The sequence below is a fragment of the Pseudomonas sp. YH-1 genome, assembly GCF_051990045.1.
GTDB classification, from domain to species: Bacteria; Pseudomonadota; Gammaproteobacteria; order Pseudomonadales; family Pseudomonadaceae; genus Pseudomonas; species Pseudomonas nicosulfuronedens.
In genome coordinates this window covers 1,524,974-1,539,878 of the sequence record NZ_CP178184.1, presented here as the reverse complement: position 1 = coordinate 1,539,878, position 14,905 = coordinate 1,524,974, and the positions used below count along the sequence as shown (strand labels likewise).

The following is a 14,905-nucleotide window of genomic DNA, read 5'->3' as shown; positions in this document are numbered from 1 at the left end:
TTCATGTTCGGTATCAGCTTCAGCGAACTGCTGCTGGTGGGCCTCGTCGCCCTGCTGGTGCTCGGCCCCGACCGCCTGCCGGGTGCCGCGCGCACGGCAGGCCTGTGGATCGGCCGGCTCAAGCGCAGCTTCAACGCCATCAAGACGGAAGTGGAGCGCGAGCTGGGCGCGGATGAAATCCGCCGCCAGCTGCACAACGAGCACATCCTGCAGATGGAACAGGAAGCCAAGAAGCTGATGGCACCGCTGACCGACCTGCAAGACCAGGCTCGTGAAACCTTCAATCCGCAGCAGCCCGCACAGCCCGATGGCCAGAGCGCACCCGCCGAGCCGCCCGCGGCGCCGAGCATCGCGCCCAATAGCCGTCTGAACAGCCTGCCGGGCGCCGGCCTTGCGCCTGCCACCCCGCAAGCGGCCCCCGCCGCACCGGCCGAACCCACTGCTGCGCCCCAGGCCCCTCAACCGGACCTGTTCGAGCAGCCGAGCCAGCCGCCCGCTTCGCCCGAGACGCCGCGTACCCCATGAGCGCCGAAAAACCCGACCAGCCCGAACACGACCAGGAAATGCCCCTGGTCTCGCACCTGACCGAGCTGCGCACGCGCCTGCTGCGCTGCGTGGTCGCGATCTTCGTGATCTTCATCGGCCTGCTGTACTTCTCGCAGAAGATCTACGCACTGGCTTCCGAGCCGCTGCGCCGCTTCCTGCCCGAAGGCGCGACGATGATCGCCATCGACCCGGCGTCGGCCTTCCTCGCGCCGCTGAAGCTGACCATGATCGTCGCCGTGCTCTTTGCCATGCCGGTGATCCTCGCCCAGGTCTGGGGCTTCATCGCACCGGGCCTGTACAAGCACGAGAAGCGCGTCGCCCTGCCGCTGCTGGCTTCCAGCATCGTGCTGTTCTACGCGGGTATGGCCTTCGCCTACTTCCTGGTATTCCCGTTGATGTTCCACTTCTTCCTCGGCCAGGCCCCGGAAGGGGTGACACCGATGACCGACATCAACAGTTACCTGGACTTCCTCACCCTGCTGTTCGCCTTCGGCGTGGCCTTCGAGATTCCCGTCGCCACCGTGCTGCTGGTGTGGATCGGGGTGGTCAACGTGGCCTACCTGAAGAAGATCCGCCCCTACGTGATCATCGGCTGCTTCGTCGTCGGCATGATCCTTACCCCGCCGGACCCGCTGTCGCAGACCCTGCTCGCCGTGCCGATGTGGCTCCTGTTCGAAGCAGGCGTGCTGTTCAGCCACCTGATCCGCAAGCGCGGCCCGGAAGAGGAAGAAGAGTCCAAGGGCGACCAGCCACCGGCCACCCGCCCGTGAACCTGCTGCTGCTCGACGACGCCGACTTCGTGGCGGCGGATCGCGTGATCCTGCGCGACCGCCGCCTGACCCACCTGCAGGAAGTCCACCGCGCCGAAAGTGGCGACCGCCTGCGCGTCGGTCGCCTTGGCGGACAGATGGGCGAAGGCCGCCTGCTGCGCCTGGAAGCCAACGAGGCCGAGTTGCAGGTCAGCTTCGACCAGGCCCCGCCGGCGAAACTGCCGCTGACCCTGCTGCTAGCCCTGCCCCGTCCGAAGATGCTCCGCCGCGTGCTGCAGACCGTCGCCGCCATGGGCGTGCCGCGTCTGGTGCTGCTCAACAGCTACCGGGTGGAAAAGAGCTTCTGGCAGACGCCCTTCCTCGAACCCGAGGCTGTGCGCGAGCAACTGATCCTGGGCCTGGAACAGGCCCGCGATACCGTGCTGCCCGAAGTGATCATCGAGAAGCGCTTCAAGCCCTTCGTCGAAGACCGCCTGCCCGCGCTGGCCGCCGGCAGCCTCGGCCTGATCGGCCATCCCGGCCCCTGGCCCGAGTGCCCGCGCGCGCTGAGCGAGCCGGTGACCCTGGCCATCGGCCCTGAAGGCGGCTGGATTCCCTACGAGGTCGACAAGCTGCGCGAGGCCGGCCTGAACCCTGTTCAGCTGGGCGAGCGCATCCTGCGCGTCGAGACTGCCGTGACCGCACTTTTGGCACGACTGTTCTAACTGGAAATGGCTAGAGGCCAGTAACCACGCGGCCTCCAGCGTGAACCACCAGTCAGAAAATTACCGCAGAACACTTCAGTTCCACGCAGCGAAGCCGATATCAGCGGTACCGGTCGTCCCCACTCTGCGCATTTCCTGCTCAGCCATGCGTACCGGCCCTGTTCATCGCTGGAGCGCCGCCTTCATGTTTCGTTGGTTCAACAACCTGACTGTCAAACTCAAACTCGCCTCGGGCTTCGGCCTGGTGCTGCTGCTCACCCTGCTGATCGCCCTCACCGGCTGGATCAACCTGGGCAACGTGATCAGCCGGGGCGACAAGCTCGGCGAGATTTCCGAGCTGGTCGCCATTGCCAAGGACCTGCGCATCGCCCGCCTGAAATTCCAGTCCACACGCGCACCGGAAGACGCCAAGCTGGTACTCGACACCCTGGACAAGCTGGACCAGCGTCACCGCGCACTGAACGAACGGTTCACCGAAGCGGAGGACCGCCGCGTCATCGATCAGCAGCATGAACTGAGCGTCGAGTACCGCAAGCTGTATGCTCAGCTGCTGAAGTCCTTCGAAGAGCGAGACGCCGCCAAGCAGGTCCTGATCAAGTCTGCTGGCGCAGTCAGCGAGGGGCTGCAGAAGGCCGAGCAGAAGCTGGTCACCGGTGGCAGCGCCGAGAGCCTGCAGCACCTGCAAGACCTCGCCGGCATTGGCCGCTCCGTCATGCAGGCGCGCCTGCAGGTCATGGCCTACACCAGCACCGACGCGCAGAACCTGGAGCAACCCGCCTTCGCCGCCTTGCAGCAGCTGATCGACGGCGTGAAGAGCGACATGAGCACCTCGCCGGCCGAGCTGAATGGCGAATTCCGCGCCACCCTCGATGCGCTGGAAACCTACCGCAACGCGCTGACCAACTACCGCAACGAGGTCAACGACAGCCAGGCTGCCCGCGACCGCATGCGCGACAGCGGCCAGCAGATCGAAAAACTCAGCAACGAGCTGACCACCACCCAGACCGCCAAGCGCGACGCCGGCGTCGCCCAGGCCAAGACCCTGTTGGGCCTCGCCGCCCTGATCGCCCTGGTAATGGGCAGCATCGCCGCCTGGATCATCACCGGGCAGATCGTCAACCCGCTGCGCGAAGTGCTGGGCCATGCCGAGCGCATCGCCGACGGCGACCTCAGCCGTGACATCCCCACTAACCGCCACGACGAGCTGGGCCAGCTGCAGAAGAGCATGCAGCGCATGAACCTGTCCCTGCGCGAGCTGATCGGCCGCATCCACGACGGCGTGACCCAAATCGCCAGTGCCGCCGAGGAGCTGTCCGCGGTGACCGAGCAGACCAGCGCCGGGGTGAACAACCAGAAGACCGAGACCGACCAGGTCGCCACCGCCATGAACGAGATGGCGGCCACCGTGCAGGAAGTCGCGCGCAACGCCGAAGAGGCCTCCGAGGCCGCCTCCGCTGCCGACCGTCAGGCTCGCGATGGCGAAGGCGCGGTGAACGAAGCCGTGACCCAGATGGACCGTCTGGCCGGCGAAGTCGGCCGCACCAACGAATCGGTGCTCAAGCTCAAGCGTGAAAGCGAGAAGATCGGCAGCGTGCTGGATGTGATCAAGGCGGTCGCCGAGCAGACCAATCTGCTGGCCCTCAACGCCGCCATCGAAGCCGCCCGCGCGGGTGACGCCGGCCGTGGTTTCGCCGTGGTGGCCGACGAAGTACGCGGCTTGGCGCAGCGCACCCAGTCCTCCACCGAAGAGATCGAGGAGCTGATCGCCGGCCTGCAGAGCGGCACCCAGCAGGCCGTGCAGATGATGGAAACCAGCCGCGACCTGACCGTCAGCACCGTCGACCTGACCCGCCGCGCCGGCGAGCGCCTGGGTGCCATTACTCGCACCGTGTCGACCATCCAGTCGATGAACCAGCAGATCGCCGCCGCTTCCGAACAACAGAGCGCCGTGGCCGAGGAGATCAACCGCAGCGTGATGAACGTGCGCGACATCTCCGAGCAGACTGCTGCCGCCAGCGAGGAAACCGCCGCCTCCAGCGTCGAGCTGGCGCGACTGGGCAACGAATTGCAGGTGCTGGTCAGCCGCTTCCGCGTCTGATTCGTCCCGCAACGAAAAAGGCCCGCGCAATGCGGGCCTTTTCATGGACAGTCGATACAGCTGCGCCTGCCAGACCCTTGCGCAGGACCTGACCGTAGGATGGGTGGAGCTTGCGATACCCATCATCCCATTGGCGTGGTCTGCGATGGGTATCGCTGCGCTCCACGCCATCCTACGAAAGCTCGCCCGGGGCGCCAACGCGTCGGACATGCCGAGACGAATTCCCGCCTACAGTTTCTCAATCGCCCGCCGATAGCCTCTGACGCACGAAGATGCGTCCCGACAATTCCACCTCGCCTCTGCACACTTGTTCTTGCCAGCCACGGGCCGTCGATCCCGTGGCGACGCCTGCCTGGAGTATTCGACATGTACGATTGGCTAGTAGTACAGCTGGGACGCCTGAACGTCAGCCTGAAGCTGGTGGTGGGCTTCGGCATCCTCCTCTTCCTCACCCTGCTGGTGCTGCTCAGCGGCCTGCACAGCCTGGACAACCAGGCCGGACGCGGCGAGCAGATGGCGACCATCACCGAACTCAACGACCTCAGCCAGCAGGCCAATCTCGCGCGCCTGCAATTCGAGCTGGGCGGTGATCGCAGCCAGGCCGAGCGCGTCGAACAGCACAGCACGAAGATGCTGGAGCTGATCGAACAACGCCTGAAGGGAAGCGACATCGATGCCCACCAGCTGGAAGCCGCGCACCAGGCAGTCAGTCAATACCGCGAAGCTTTCAGCGCCCTCACCCGCGCGGTGGACCAACGCACTCAGGCCCGCAGCACTCTGGTCGGCAGCGCGCAGAGCGCCCTGCAGGCCTTCGAGGCACTGGACAAGCAACTCTTCGACCTGCTCGCCGAACAACCCGGCGATCCCCAGCTGCTGCACAGCGCCCAGGCCGTTGGCCAGCTGCATCAGCAATTGCTGCTGGTGCGCTACCAGGTACGCGGCTATGTCTTCGAACAATCCGCCAGCGCCGAGCAGGCCGCCTTCGCTGCCTTCGACCAGTTGCGCGACACCGGCACCGCCTTGCAGAGCCAGTTGCCGGCCATCGCCGCCGACGGCCTGGGCGCTGCGCTCAAGGACCTGCAGAACTACCGCAGCGGCATCGAGCACTTCCGTGGTGGCGTGAACGCCACCGTCCAGGCGCGCCAGGGTCTGAACGGCGCCAGCGAAGCACTGCTGTCGGCCAGCGACCGTCTGTACGACGACACCCTGAAGCGCAATGAGGCGGAAACGGCTGCCGCCAAGACCCGGCAGATTCTCATTGCCGTGCTCGCCCTGGCCTTTGGCTTCCTCTCCGGCTGGGCCATCAACCGGCAGATCGTCCGCCCGCTGCATGAGGCCCTGGAGCTGGCCGAGCGCATCGCCCAGGGTGACCTCTCCCAGGGCCTGTCGCGCGACCTCAACGTGCAGCGCAGCGACGAGCTGGGCCAGTTGCAGCGGGTGATGCTGCGCATGCGCGAGAGCCTGTCGCAGCTGCTCGGCCACATCGGCGGCAGCGTCAGCCAGCTGGCCACCGCTGCCGACGAACTCTCCGCCGTCACCGAGCAGACCCGCGCCGGGGTGAACAGCCAGCGCGTGGAAACCGAGCAGGTCGCCAGCGCCATCCATGAAATGGCCGCTACCGTGCAGGAGGTCGCGCGCAACGCCGAGCAGGCGTCCGCCGCTGCCCAGCAGGCCGACCAGCAGGCCCGCCAGGGCGACCAGGTGGTGCAGGACGCAGTGAACCAGATCGACCGCCTGGCCATCGAGGTGGATCGCTCCGCCGAGGCCATGGAACTGCTGCGCAAGGAAAGCGAGAAAATCGGCAGCGTGCTGGACGTGATCAAGTCAGTGGCCGAACAGACCAACCTGCTGGCACTCAACGCCGCCATCGAGGCCGCCCGAGCCGGCGAGGCCGGGCGCGGTTTCGCCGTGGTCGCCGACGAGGTGCGCGGCCTGGCCCAGCGTACGCAGTCCTCCACCGCCGAGATCGAGGGTCTGATCGCCGGCCTGCAACGCGGCGCCCAGGAAGCGGTAACGCGCATGGACGACAGCCGACGCCTGACCGGCAGCTCGGTGGAGCTGACCCGTCGCGCTGGCGAGGCGCTGGGCGTGATTGCCCGCACTGTGGCCGACATCCAGGGCATGAACCTGCAGATCGCCTCCGCCGCCGAGGAACAGAGCAGCGTCGCCGAGGAGATCAACCGCAGCGTGGTGCAGGTGCGCGAGATTGCCGACCAGTCCGCCGCCGCCAGCGAGCAGACCGCCAGCTCCAGCACCGAGCTGGCGCGCCTGGGCAATGAGCTGCAGTTGCAGGTAGGCCGCTTCCGCCTGTGAAGCACCAGTCGGTCGGTGCGCCCGCGCCGACCGACAACGGCAGGACAGCTGTCATGCGCATGGCGTAGGATCGGTCACTCGCCATATTGGGAGAGTGACCATGCGCCCGCTGACCATCGACCTCGACGAACTGGCCTTCGCGCTCGACACCCAGGGTATCGATCACTACCTCGATCTGTTCAGTGGCCAGGTGCTGCTGATTCCCGAAGAAGACCCCGATCCGGAGCTGGCCGAACTGCTGCACCGCGAACCGGAGCGCCTGCTGCCCATCGAGCCGCTGAGCAGCGGCCAGTCGCTGGAGCTGATGCGCGACTTCCTCCGCGAAGTACCCGAACCCCATGCCTACTCCGCGCTGGCCAACGCCATCGAGGGGCGCAAGCCGTTCAAGGCCTTCCGTCATGTGCTGATGGGTTATCCGGAGCTGCTGCAAGCCTGGTACGTCTACCAGGGCGAGCGGCTGCGCGAGTGTGCGCTGGATTGGCTGGCGGACAACCAGATCCAACCGGCCACGCGCAGCGCGATCTGGTAGCGGCACCCTCCCGCGCCGAACTCCATCGCAGGGCGTATAACGCCTGTGGTGTTATCCGCCATTGGGGTCTCTGGGTATTCGCCTTGCGCGCCAATCGATGGGTATCGCTGCGCTCCACACCATCCTACGAGAGCGGCAGCGGCGGATGACCCACTCCGGGTGATCCGCCTTACGTGTTGCTATCGCCTGTCCCCATACAAAAACGCCGCCCCGAAGGGCGGCGTTGCTGTTTCCGATCAGAACAATCGGCCTTCCGGCGCCTCGCTGGAGATCGGCTTGGCTTGAGCGGCCGTGGCCTGCCATCCGCCGCCGAGGGCCTTGTACAGGTTCACCTCGCTGGTCAGCTGGTTGAGGCGGTCGCTGATCAGCTGCTGCTGGGCACTGAACAGCGAACGCTGCGCGTCGAGCACGGTGAGGTAGTTATCCACACCGGTGCGGTAGCGCTTGTCGGCCAGGCGGTAGTACTCGCTGCTGGCGTCCACCAGCGCGCGCTGCGCCTGCAGCTGCTCGTTGAAGGTGCCACGGGCGGCAAGGCCATCGGCGACTTCGGAGAAGGCCGTCTGGATGGCTTTCTCGTACTGCGCGACGTTGATGTCCTTCTGCACCTTGGCCAGGTCCAGGCTCGCGCGCAGGCTGCCGGCGTTGAAGATCGGCAGGCTGATCGAGGGCTTGAACAGCCAGGTACCGGAACCGCCGTCGAACAGGCCACCGAGGTCTGGGCTCAGGGTACCGGCGTTGGCGGTCAGGCTGATGTTCGGGAAGAACGCCGCCCGCGCCGCGCCGATGTTGGCGTTGGCCGCCTTGAGCTGGTGCTCCGCCTCGAGGATGTCCGGGCGGCGCTGCAGCAGGTCGGAGGGCAGACCCGCCGGCACGGTGGCCAGCAGCTCGTCGGACAGCTGGCGGCCCTGGGGCAGGTCGCCCGGCAGACCGGAGCCAAGCAGCAGGACCAGCGCGTTCTGGTCCTGAGCAACGAGACGGGTGTACTGCGCCAGGGTAGCCCGCGCGCTTTCCACCTGGGTCTGCGACTGGCGCAGGTCCAGGGCCGAGGCGACCCCGACCTCGTAGCTGCGCTTGGTCAGGTCATAGCTCTTCTGGTACGTGCCCAGGGTGTTGCGGGTCAGCTCCAGCTGGGCCTGGTCGGCGCGCAGCGTCAGGTAGGCGTTGGCGACGTTGGCCACCAGGCTGGTCTGGGTGCTGCGACGGGCTTCTTCGGTGGCGAAGTACTGCTCCAGCGCCTGGTCACGCAGGGCGCGCAGGCGGCCGAACAGGTCGACTTCCCAGGAGGTGATCCCCAGGGTCGCGCCGTACTGGCTGCTGATCATCGAGCTGCCGGTCTGCGACAGGTCCGCCGGCAGGCGCTGGCGCGAGCCGTCGAAGCTGGCGTCCACCGCCGGGAACAGGTCAGCCCGCTGGATGCGGTACTGCGCCCGGTAGGCTTCGATGTTCAGTGCAGCGACGCGCAGGTCACGGTTGTTTTCCAGCGACACTTCGACCAGGCGCTGCAGTTGCGGGTCCTTGAAGAACTCGCGCCAGCCGATATCGGCGCCGGCATTGGCCGGCTGCGCCGCATCGTAGGCATCGCCCTGCGGATAGGCCGCGGCCACGGGCGCCTCGGGGCGCTCGTAGTCGGGGATCAGCGAGCAGCCGGACAGCACAACTGCCGCGACCGCCAGGGACAAAAAGGACTTTCTCATATCAATGCCCCTTCTCGGTGGCTTCCTGTTCCTTGGACAGCTGGTCCTTGAACAGGGTACTGACCACCACGTAGAACAGTGGTACCCAGAAGATCGCGAGGATGGTGGCAGTGATCATGCCGCCGATCACGCCGGTACCGATTGCGTGCTGGCTGCCGGAACCGGCGCCGGTGGAGATCGCCAGCGGCAGCACGCCGAGGACGAAGGCCAGGGAGGTCATGACGATCGGCCGCAGACGCATCCGGCACGCCTCGATGGCGGCCTCGACGATGGGCTTGCCCTCTCGTTCGTGGAGTTCCTTGGCGAATTCCACGATGAGGATGGCGTTCTTCGCCGACAGACCGATGGTCGTCAACAGGCCCACCTGGAAGAACACGTCGTTGGACAGCCCGCGCATGGAAGTCGCCAGCAAGGCACCGATGACGCCCAGGGGCACCACCAGCATCACCGAGAACGGAATCGACCAACTCTCGTACAGCGCCGCCAGGCAGAGGAACACCACGATCAGCGACAGGGCATAGAGCGCCGGCGCTTGCGACCCGGACAGCCGTTCCTCGTAGGACAGGCCGGTCCAGGAGTAGCCAACGCCCTTGGGCAACTGCTTGACGATCTCCTCGACCGCCGCCATGGCCTCGCCAGTGGATCGGCCCGGGGCCGGTTCACCGAGGACTTCCATGGCCGGCACGCCGTTATAGCGCGCCAGCTTCGGCGAACCGTAGCTCCACTCGCCGGTGGCGAAGGCACTGAACGGCACCATCTCGCCGGCACTGTTGCGCACGTACCACTTGTCCAGGTCTTCCGGGCTCATCCGCGCATTCGGGCGACCTTGCAGGTAGACCTTCTTCACCCGACCACGGTCGATGAAGTCGTTGACGTAGTTCGAACCCCAGGCGATGGACACGGTGGTGTTGATGTCCGACAGGGACACGCCCAGCGCGCTGGCTTTCTCGTCGTCGATCAGCAGCTGGTACTGCGGTTCGTCGTTCAGACCGTTGGGGCGCACGCGTTGCAGGGCCGGGTTCTGCGAGGCCATACCGAGGAACTGGTTGCGCGCCTGCATCAGCACTTCGTGGCCGACGCCGGCCTGGTCCTGGAGGAAGATGTCGAAGCCCACTGCGTTACCCAGTTCGAGTACCGCCGGCGGGGCGAAGGCGAACACCATCGCGTCCTTGAAGCTGAAGAAGTGCATCTGCGCACGCTGGGCCAGCGCGAACACGCTGTTCTCCGCGCCCGGACGCTCTTCCCAGGGCTTGAGCATGATGAACGCCATGCCCGAACTCTGGCCGCGGCCGGCGAAGTTGAAGCCGGTCACGGTGAACACCGAGGCGACCGAGCTGCTTTCCTTCTCCAGCAGGTACTCACGCATCGAGTCCACCACCACCTGGGTGCGCTCGGCGGACGAACCGGCCGGGGTCTGCACCTGGGCGAACAGCACGCCCTGGTCCTCGTCGGGGAGGAACGCGGTGGGGATGCGGGTGAACAGGTAGATCATGCCGCCGAGGATCAGCACGTACATCAGCAGGTACGGCATGCGGTGCTTGAGGATCGAGGTGACGCCGCGCTCGTAGCCGTGGGTGGTGGCGAGGAACTTGCGGTTGAACCAACCGAAGAAGCCGCGTTTGTGCTCGCCGTGGTCACCCTTCTCGATGGGTTTGAGCATGGTGGCGCAGAGCGCCGGGGTCAGGATCAGCGCCACGATCACCGACAGGGCCATGGCCGAGACGATGGTGATGGAGAACTGGCGGTAGATCACCCCGGTGGAGCCGCCGAAGAAGGCCATTGGCAGGAATACTGCCGAGAGCACCATGGCGATACCCACCAGCGCACCCTGGATCTGGCCCATGGACTTGCGCGCCGCCTCACGGGGCGACAGGCCTTCCTCGGCCATCACCCGCTCGACGTTTTCCACCACCACGATGGCGTCGTCCACCAACAGGCCGATCGCCAGCACCATGCCGAACATGGTCAGGGTGTTGATCGAGAAGCCGAAGGCGGCGAGTACACCGAAGGTGCCCAGCAGTACCACCGGCACGGCGATCGTCGGGATCAGCGTGGCGCGGAAGTTCTGCAGGAACAGGTACATCACCAGGAACACCAGCAGGATCGCTTCGCCCAGGGTCTTCACCACCTCATGGATGGAGGCGGAGACTACCGGGGTGGTGTCGTACGGGTAGACGATCTTCATGCCCTGCGGGAAGAACGGCTCCAGCGTGGCCAGGGTGGCACGGATCGACTTGGCGGTATCCAGCGCGTTGGCGCCGGTAGCCAGCTTGATCGCGATACCCGAGGCCGGTTTGCCGTTGAACTGGGCGTTGATGCTGTAGTCCTGGCCACCCAGGGCAACGTCGGCGACGTCTTTCAGGCGAACCTGGGAGCCGTCGGCGTTGACCTTGAGCAGGATTTCCTTGAACTGCTCGGCACTCTGCAGGCGGGTCTTGCCGATGATGGTGGCGTTGAGCTGCTGCCCCTTCACCGCAGGCAGGCCACCCAGTTGCCCGGAGGAAATCTGCACGTTCTGCGCCTGGATCGCCGTCTTCACGTCGCCCGGGGTCATCTGGAAGCTGTTGAGCTTCGCCGGGTCCAGCCAGATACGCATGGCGTACTGCGAACCGAACACCTGGAAGTCGCCCACGCCAGCGGTCCGCGACAGCGGGTCCTGGATGTTGGAGACGATGTAGTTCGACAGGTCTTCCTTGGTCATGCTGCCGTCTTCGGAGACGACGCCGACCACCATCAGGAAGTTCTTCACCGCCTTGGTCACGCGGATGCCCTGTTGCTGCACTTCCTGCGGCAGGAGCGGCGTGGCCAGCTGCAGCTTGTTCTGCACCTGGACCTGGGCGATGTCAGGGCTGGTGCCCTGGTCGAAGGTCACGGTGATGGTCATGCTGCCATCGGAGTTGGACTCCGAGGAGATGTAGCGCAGATGGTCGAGACCATTCATCTGCTGCTCGATGACCTGCACCACGGTGTCCTGCACCGTTTCGGCGGAGGCGCCCGGGTAGCTCACCTGGATGGCGATGGCCGGCGGGGCAATGGCCGGGTACTGGTTCACCGGCAACTTGAGGATCGACAGACCGCCCGCCAGCATGATCACCAGGGCGATCACCCAGGCGAAGATGGGCCGGTCAATGAAAAACTTCGACATTACGAATCCCCTTGATTAACCCTGCTTGGCCGGCTCGGCGGCGGCGGGCTTGTCGGCGGCACCAGCGGTGGGCGCCACGTTCTTCGCGGGTACGGCCTTGGCCTGGGCGCCCGGCTGGACGTACTGCAGGCCTTCGGTGATCAGGCGATCGCCCGGCTTCAGGCCATCGCTGACCAGCCAATAGGCACCGACGGTGCGATCGGCCTTGATGGTGCGCAGTTCGACCTTGTCCTCGGCGTTGAGCACCAGCGCGGTCGCCATGCCACGGAAGTCACGGGTCACGCCCTGTTGCGGCGCCAGGATGGCCTGCTTCTTGATGCCTTCTTCCAGCTGCGCATGGACGAACATGCCCGGCAGCAGCTCCTTGTTCGGGTTGGGGAAGATGGCGCGCACGGTCACCGAACCGGTGCCCTGGTCGACCGACACTTCGGAGAACTCCAGCTTGCCCTCGACGGGGTACTCGGAGCCGTCTTCCAGGAACAGCTTGACCTTGGCGGCGTTTTCGCCAGCCTTCTCCAGCTGCCCGGCCGCCAGTTCGCGGCGCAGGCGGATCAGCGAAGTGGAGGACTGGGTGACGTCGACGTAGATCGGGTCCAGTTGCTGCACGGTGGCCAGTGCAGTGGCCTGGCCGTTCTGCACCAGGGCGCCTTCGGTCACGCTGGAGCGGCCAATGCGACCGGAGATCGGCGAATAGACCTTGGTGTAGCGCACATTGATCTGGGCGCTGTCGACGGTGGCCTTGGCCTGCAGGTAGGCGGCCTGGGCGTCAGCGTATTGCTGCTTGCTCACCGCCTCGTCCTTGACCAGTTCCTTGTAGCGCTCGGCCTGCTGCTGGGTGGAAACCAGGTTGGCCTGGGCGCTCTGCAGCGTCGCCTGATAGGTGGCCGGGTCGATCTGGTACAGCTGCTGGCCTTCCTTGACGTCACTGCCTTCCTTGAACAGGCGCTTGAGGATGATGCCGTTCACCTGTGGGCGAACTTCGGCAATGCGATACGCGGTAGTACGGCCCGGCAGTTCGGTGCTCAGGGTGACTTCCTGCGGCTGCAGGGTCACCACACCGACCTCGGGGATCTGCTTCTCCTGCGGGGCCTGGGCTTTGTCGCAGCCGGCAAGAGTGGCCATGGCGACGAGCAGGGCCGGGACCAGGGCGCGCATGGCTGGCTTTCGTTGCATATCGTTGTCCTCGTGAGCAAAGCATCCGGTTTGGCTGTGGGCTTGCCGGTCCGGAAAAGCTGGCAAAAATACTTACATTCAGCCGTGTTTGTAAACGTCCGAAAGCCCTGAGGGAAAACTACTGAAACGATTTAGCCATAGGCCGATATCGCAGTAGGTTTCCCGCAAGGCAGTCGCGGCGACGAACAAAGTTGATAACATCAACTAAAATACGAAAAAATGGTTGAGCCAATCAACCTGATTTACACAAGACTTACCGTGACCGAGCCAATGACCCATAGCGTGAATCCCGACCTGCCACAGACCCTGATGAAGGTCCTCGACCACTTGCGCGAGAGCCTCCAGGACGAACTGTGTGCCGAGGGCATCGACCTCACGCCACCGGACATCCGCCTGCTCGAACTCATCGGTGCCGACGCCGGCCAGAGCCTGCAGAGCCTCGGCCGCAAGATGTGCCGCGACAAGGCACTGGTGACCCGCAAGATCCGCGAGATGGAGACCCTGGGCCTGGTTCGCCGCGAGCGCAACCCGGACGACCAGCGCAGCTTCCAGCTGTTCCTTACCGAGTCCGGAAGCCGTATCGAAGAGCGCACCCAGGCCATCCTCGCACGTACCCATGACAGTCTGTTCGCGCCGCTGGACGACGAGGAGCAACGCACCCTCACCCAGCTCCTGCGGCAGTGCCTGCAGGGGCACGCCGACTGACCGCACAAACGAAAACGCCGGCATTCGCCGGCGTTTTCACTTCCTTGCGTCTTACTGACGCACCCCTTCTACCGACAGGGTCAGCTCGACTTCCTGGGAAGCCGGGCCGAGATCGCGCTGGATATTGAAGTCCTTCAGCTTGAGGGTGGTGGTGCCGAGGAAGCCGGCACGGTAGCCGCCCCACGGGTCATCGCCCTGGCCGATCAGTTCAGCCTTGATGGTGACCGGCTTGGTTACGCCGTTCAGGGTCAGGTTGCCGGTGATCTCGGCGTTCTTGCCATCGGCCTTCACGGCGGTGGATTCGAAGGTCGCGGTCGGGTTCTTCGAGACGTTCAGGAAGTCCGGGCTGCGCAGGTGCTTGTCACGCTCGGCGTGATTGGAGTTCACGCTGTTGGTGTTGATGGTCACCTTGACCTTGTCGGCAGACGGGTTCTTCTCGTCGAAGGTGAAGGCACCGTCGAAATCGTCGAAGCGGCCGTACAGCCAGCTGTAACCCAGGTGCTTGATGCGGAATTCGATGAAGGCGTGCTGGCCTTCCTTGTCGATCTTGTAGTCCGCGGCCATGGCCTGGCCAGCGGAGAACAGGGCGGTACCCAGCGCCAGAGCGGCGAACGTCTTCTTCAGCATTGAAGCAATCTCCCTTTGGGGTGAGGTGTTATTTCGCGGCACGACCGAGCATGCGTACCAGGGTCGCATCGCGGTCGAAGAAATGATGTTTGAACGCCGCCAGGGCGTGCAGCACGGCCAGCACCACCAGGCCCCAGGCCAGGTAGAGGTGGATCGCGCCGGCGATGTCGGCCTGGTCGGTGATGCCGCTCAGGGTCGCGGGCACATCGAACCAGCCGAAAACGCTGATGGGCTTACCCTCGGCGGTGGAGATCAGGTAACCGGCGATGATCACGGCGAACAGCAGCGCGTAGAGCGCCAGGTGGCCGAGCTTGGTCGCCACGCGGGTCATCTGGCCATGATTGGCTGGAGCCGGCGGCGCCGGGCTGATGAAGCGCCAGAGCACGCGCACGATCAGGGCGATCGCCAGCAGGATGCCGATGCTTTTATGGATTTCCGGAGCGCGGTGGTACCAGGTGTCGTAGTAGTCCAGCTCGCGCATCCACAGGCCCAGGCCGAACAGGCCGAACACCACCAGCGCACTGCCCCAGTGCAGGAACAGGCTGACCAGTCCGTAACGAGCGGGGGAATTACGCCATTGCATCGATCGACATCCTTGAAA

The 14,905-nt window shown here is 65.2% G+C and carries 12 protein-coding genes and 2 pseudogenes; 9 read left to right on the top strand and 5 right to left on the bottom strand.

Annotated elements, in window-relative coordinates:
• The first annotated feature begins 3 nt into the window (after positions 1-3).
• From tatB to ACKI1H_RS07070, 8 genes and pseudogenes are all read left to right on the top strand, one after another.
• The gene (gene tatB / locus ACKI1H_RS07105; protein ID WP_440468000.1) at positions 4-525 is read left to right on the top strand and encodes a Sec-independent protein translocase protein TatB; all 522 of its coding nucleotides are present in this window, start codon (positions 4-6) and stop codon (positions 523-525) included.
• Positions 522-1,316, top strand: coding sequence for a twin-arginine translocase subunit TatC (tatC, locus tag ACKI1H_RS07100; protein ID WP_440467999.1), 795 nt, complete (start codon positions 522-524; stop codon positions 1,314-1,316). The genes tatB and tatC overlap by 4 nt, the downstream gene beginning before the upstream one ends.
• The gene (locus ACKI1H_RS07095; protein WP_440467998.1) at positions 1,313-2,020 is read left to right on the top strand and encodes a 16S rRNA (uracil(1498)-N(3))-methyltransferase; all 708 of its coding nucleotides are present in this window, start codon (positions 1,313-1,315) and stop codon (positions 2,018-2,020) included. Before tatC ends, ACKI1H_RS07095 begins: the two co-directional genes overlap by 4 nt.
• 145 nt (positions 2,021-2,165) lie before the next feature.
• Positions 2,166-3,245 (top strand): annotated as a pseudogene (locus ACKI1H_RS07090) (methyl-accepting chemotaxis protein); the annotation flags it as partial.
• A complete protein-coding gene (locus tag ACKI1H_RS07085; protein ID WP_419146531.1) occupies positions 3,246-4,118 on the top strand; it encodes a methyl-accepting chemotaxis protein in 873 nt (290 codons plus the stop codon).
• A 99-nt stretch (positions 4,119-4,217) separates the two neighbouring features.
• A pseudogene (locus tag ACKI1H_RS07080) lies at positions 4,218-5,573 on the top strand (methyl-accepting chemotaxis protein); the annotation flags it as partial.
• Positions 5,559-6,431, top strand: a complete 873-nt coding sequence (locus tag ACKI1H_RS07075; RefSeq protein ID WP_425049180.1) for a methyl-accepting chemotaxis protein — start codon at positions 5,559-5,561, stop codon at positions 6,429-6,431. The pseudogene ACKI1H_RS07080 and the gene ACKI1H_RS07075, both read left to right, overlap by 15 nt.
• A gap of 100 nt (positions 6,432-6,531) precedes the next feature.
• Positions 6,532-6,960, top strand: coding sequence for a UPF0158 family protein (locus tag ACKI1H_RS07070; protein ID WP_138525383.1), 429 nt, complete (start codon positions 6,532-6,534; stop codon positions 6,958-6,960).
• Positions 6,961-7,196: 236 nt separating this feature from the next.
• Here ACKI1H_RS07070 and ACKI1H_RS07065 read toward each other — a convergent pair whose 3' ends face one another.
• The 3 genes from ACKI1H_RS07065 to mexA are packed head-to-tail and all read right to left on the bottom strand — an operon-like array spanning position 7,197 to position 12,972.
• Positions 7,197-8,654 (bottom strand): AdeC/AdeK/OprM family multidrug efflux complex outer membrane factor, encoded by a 1,458-nt coding sequence (locus ACKI1H_RS07065; protein WP_280055455.1) that lies wholly within the window; start codon positions 8,652-8,654, stop codon positions 7,197-7,199.
• A gap of 1 nt (position 8,655) precedes the next feature.
• A complete protein-coding gene (locus ACKI1H_RS07060) occupies positions 8,656-11,799 on the bottom strand; it encodes an efflux RND transporter permease subunit (RefSeq protein ID WP_138525385.1) in 3,144 nt (1,047 codons plus the stop codon).
• 15 nt (positions 11,800-11,814) lie between these two features.
• On the bottom strand, positions 11,815-12,972 hold the full coding sequence (gene mexA, locus ACKI1H_RS07055) for a multidrug efflux RND transporter periplasmic adaptor subunit MexA (protein WP_138525386.1): 1,158 nt from the start codon (positions 12,970-12,972) through the stop codon (positions 11,815-11,817).
• 270 nt (positions 12,973-13,242) lie between these two features.
• Here mexA and ACKI1H_RS07050 point away from each other — a divergent pair, with 270 nt between their 5' ends.
• Positions 13,243-13,677 carry a MarR family winged helix-turn-helix transcriptional regulator gene (locus ACKI1H_RS07050; protein ID WP_138525406.1) on the top strand — a complete coding sequence of 145 codons (435 nt, stop codon included), beginning with the start codon at positions 13,243-13,245 and terminating at the stop codon, positions 13,675-13,677.
• A gap of 51 nt (positions 13,678-13,728) precedes the next feature.
• Here ACKI1H_RS07050 and ACKI1H_RS07045 read toward each other — a convergent pair whose 3' ends face one another.
• Both ACKI1H_RS07045 and ACKI1H_RS07040 read right to left on the bottom strand, forming a co-directional pair.
• On the bottom strand, positions 13,729-14,304 hold the full coding sequence (locus tag ACKI1H_RS07045) for a YceI family protein (RefSeq protein WP_017520144.1): 576 nt from the start codon (positions 14,302-14,304) through the stop codon (positions 13,729-13,731).
• Between the two features lie 28 nt (positions 14,305-14,332).
• A complete protein-coding gene (locus ACKI1H_RS07040; protein WP_138525387.1) occupies positions 14,333-14,887 on the bottom strand; it encodes a cytochrome b in 555 nt (184 codons plus the stop codon).
• Positions 14,888-14,905 lie beyond the last annotated feature (18 nt).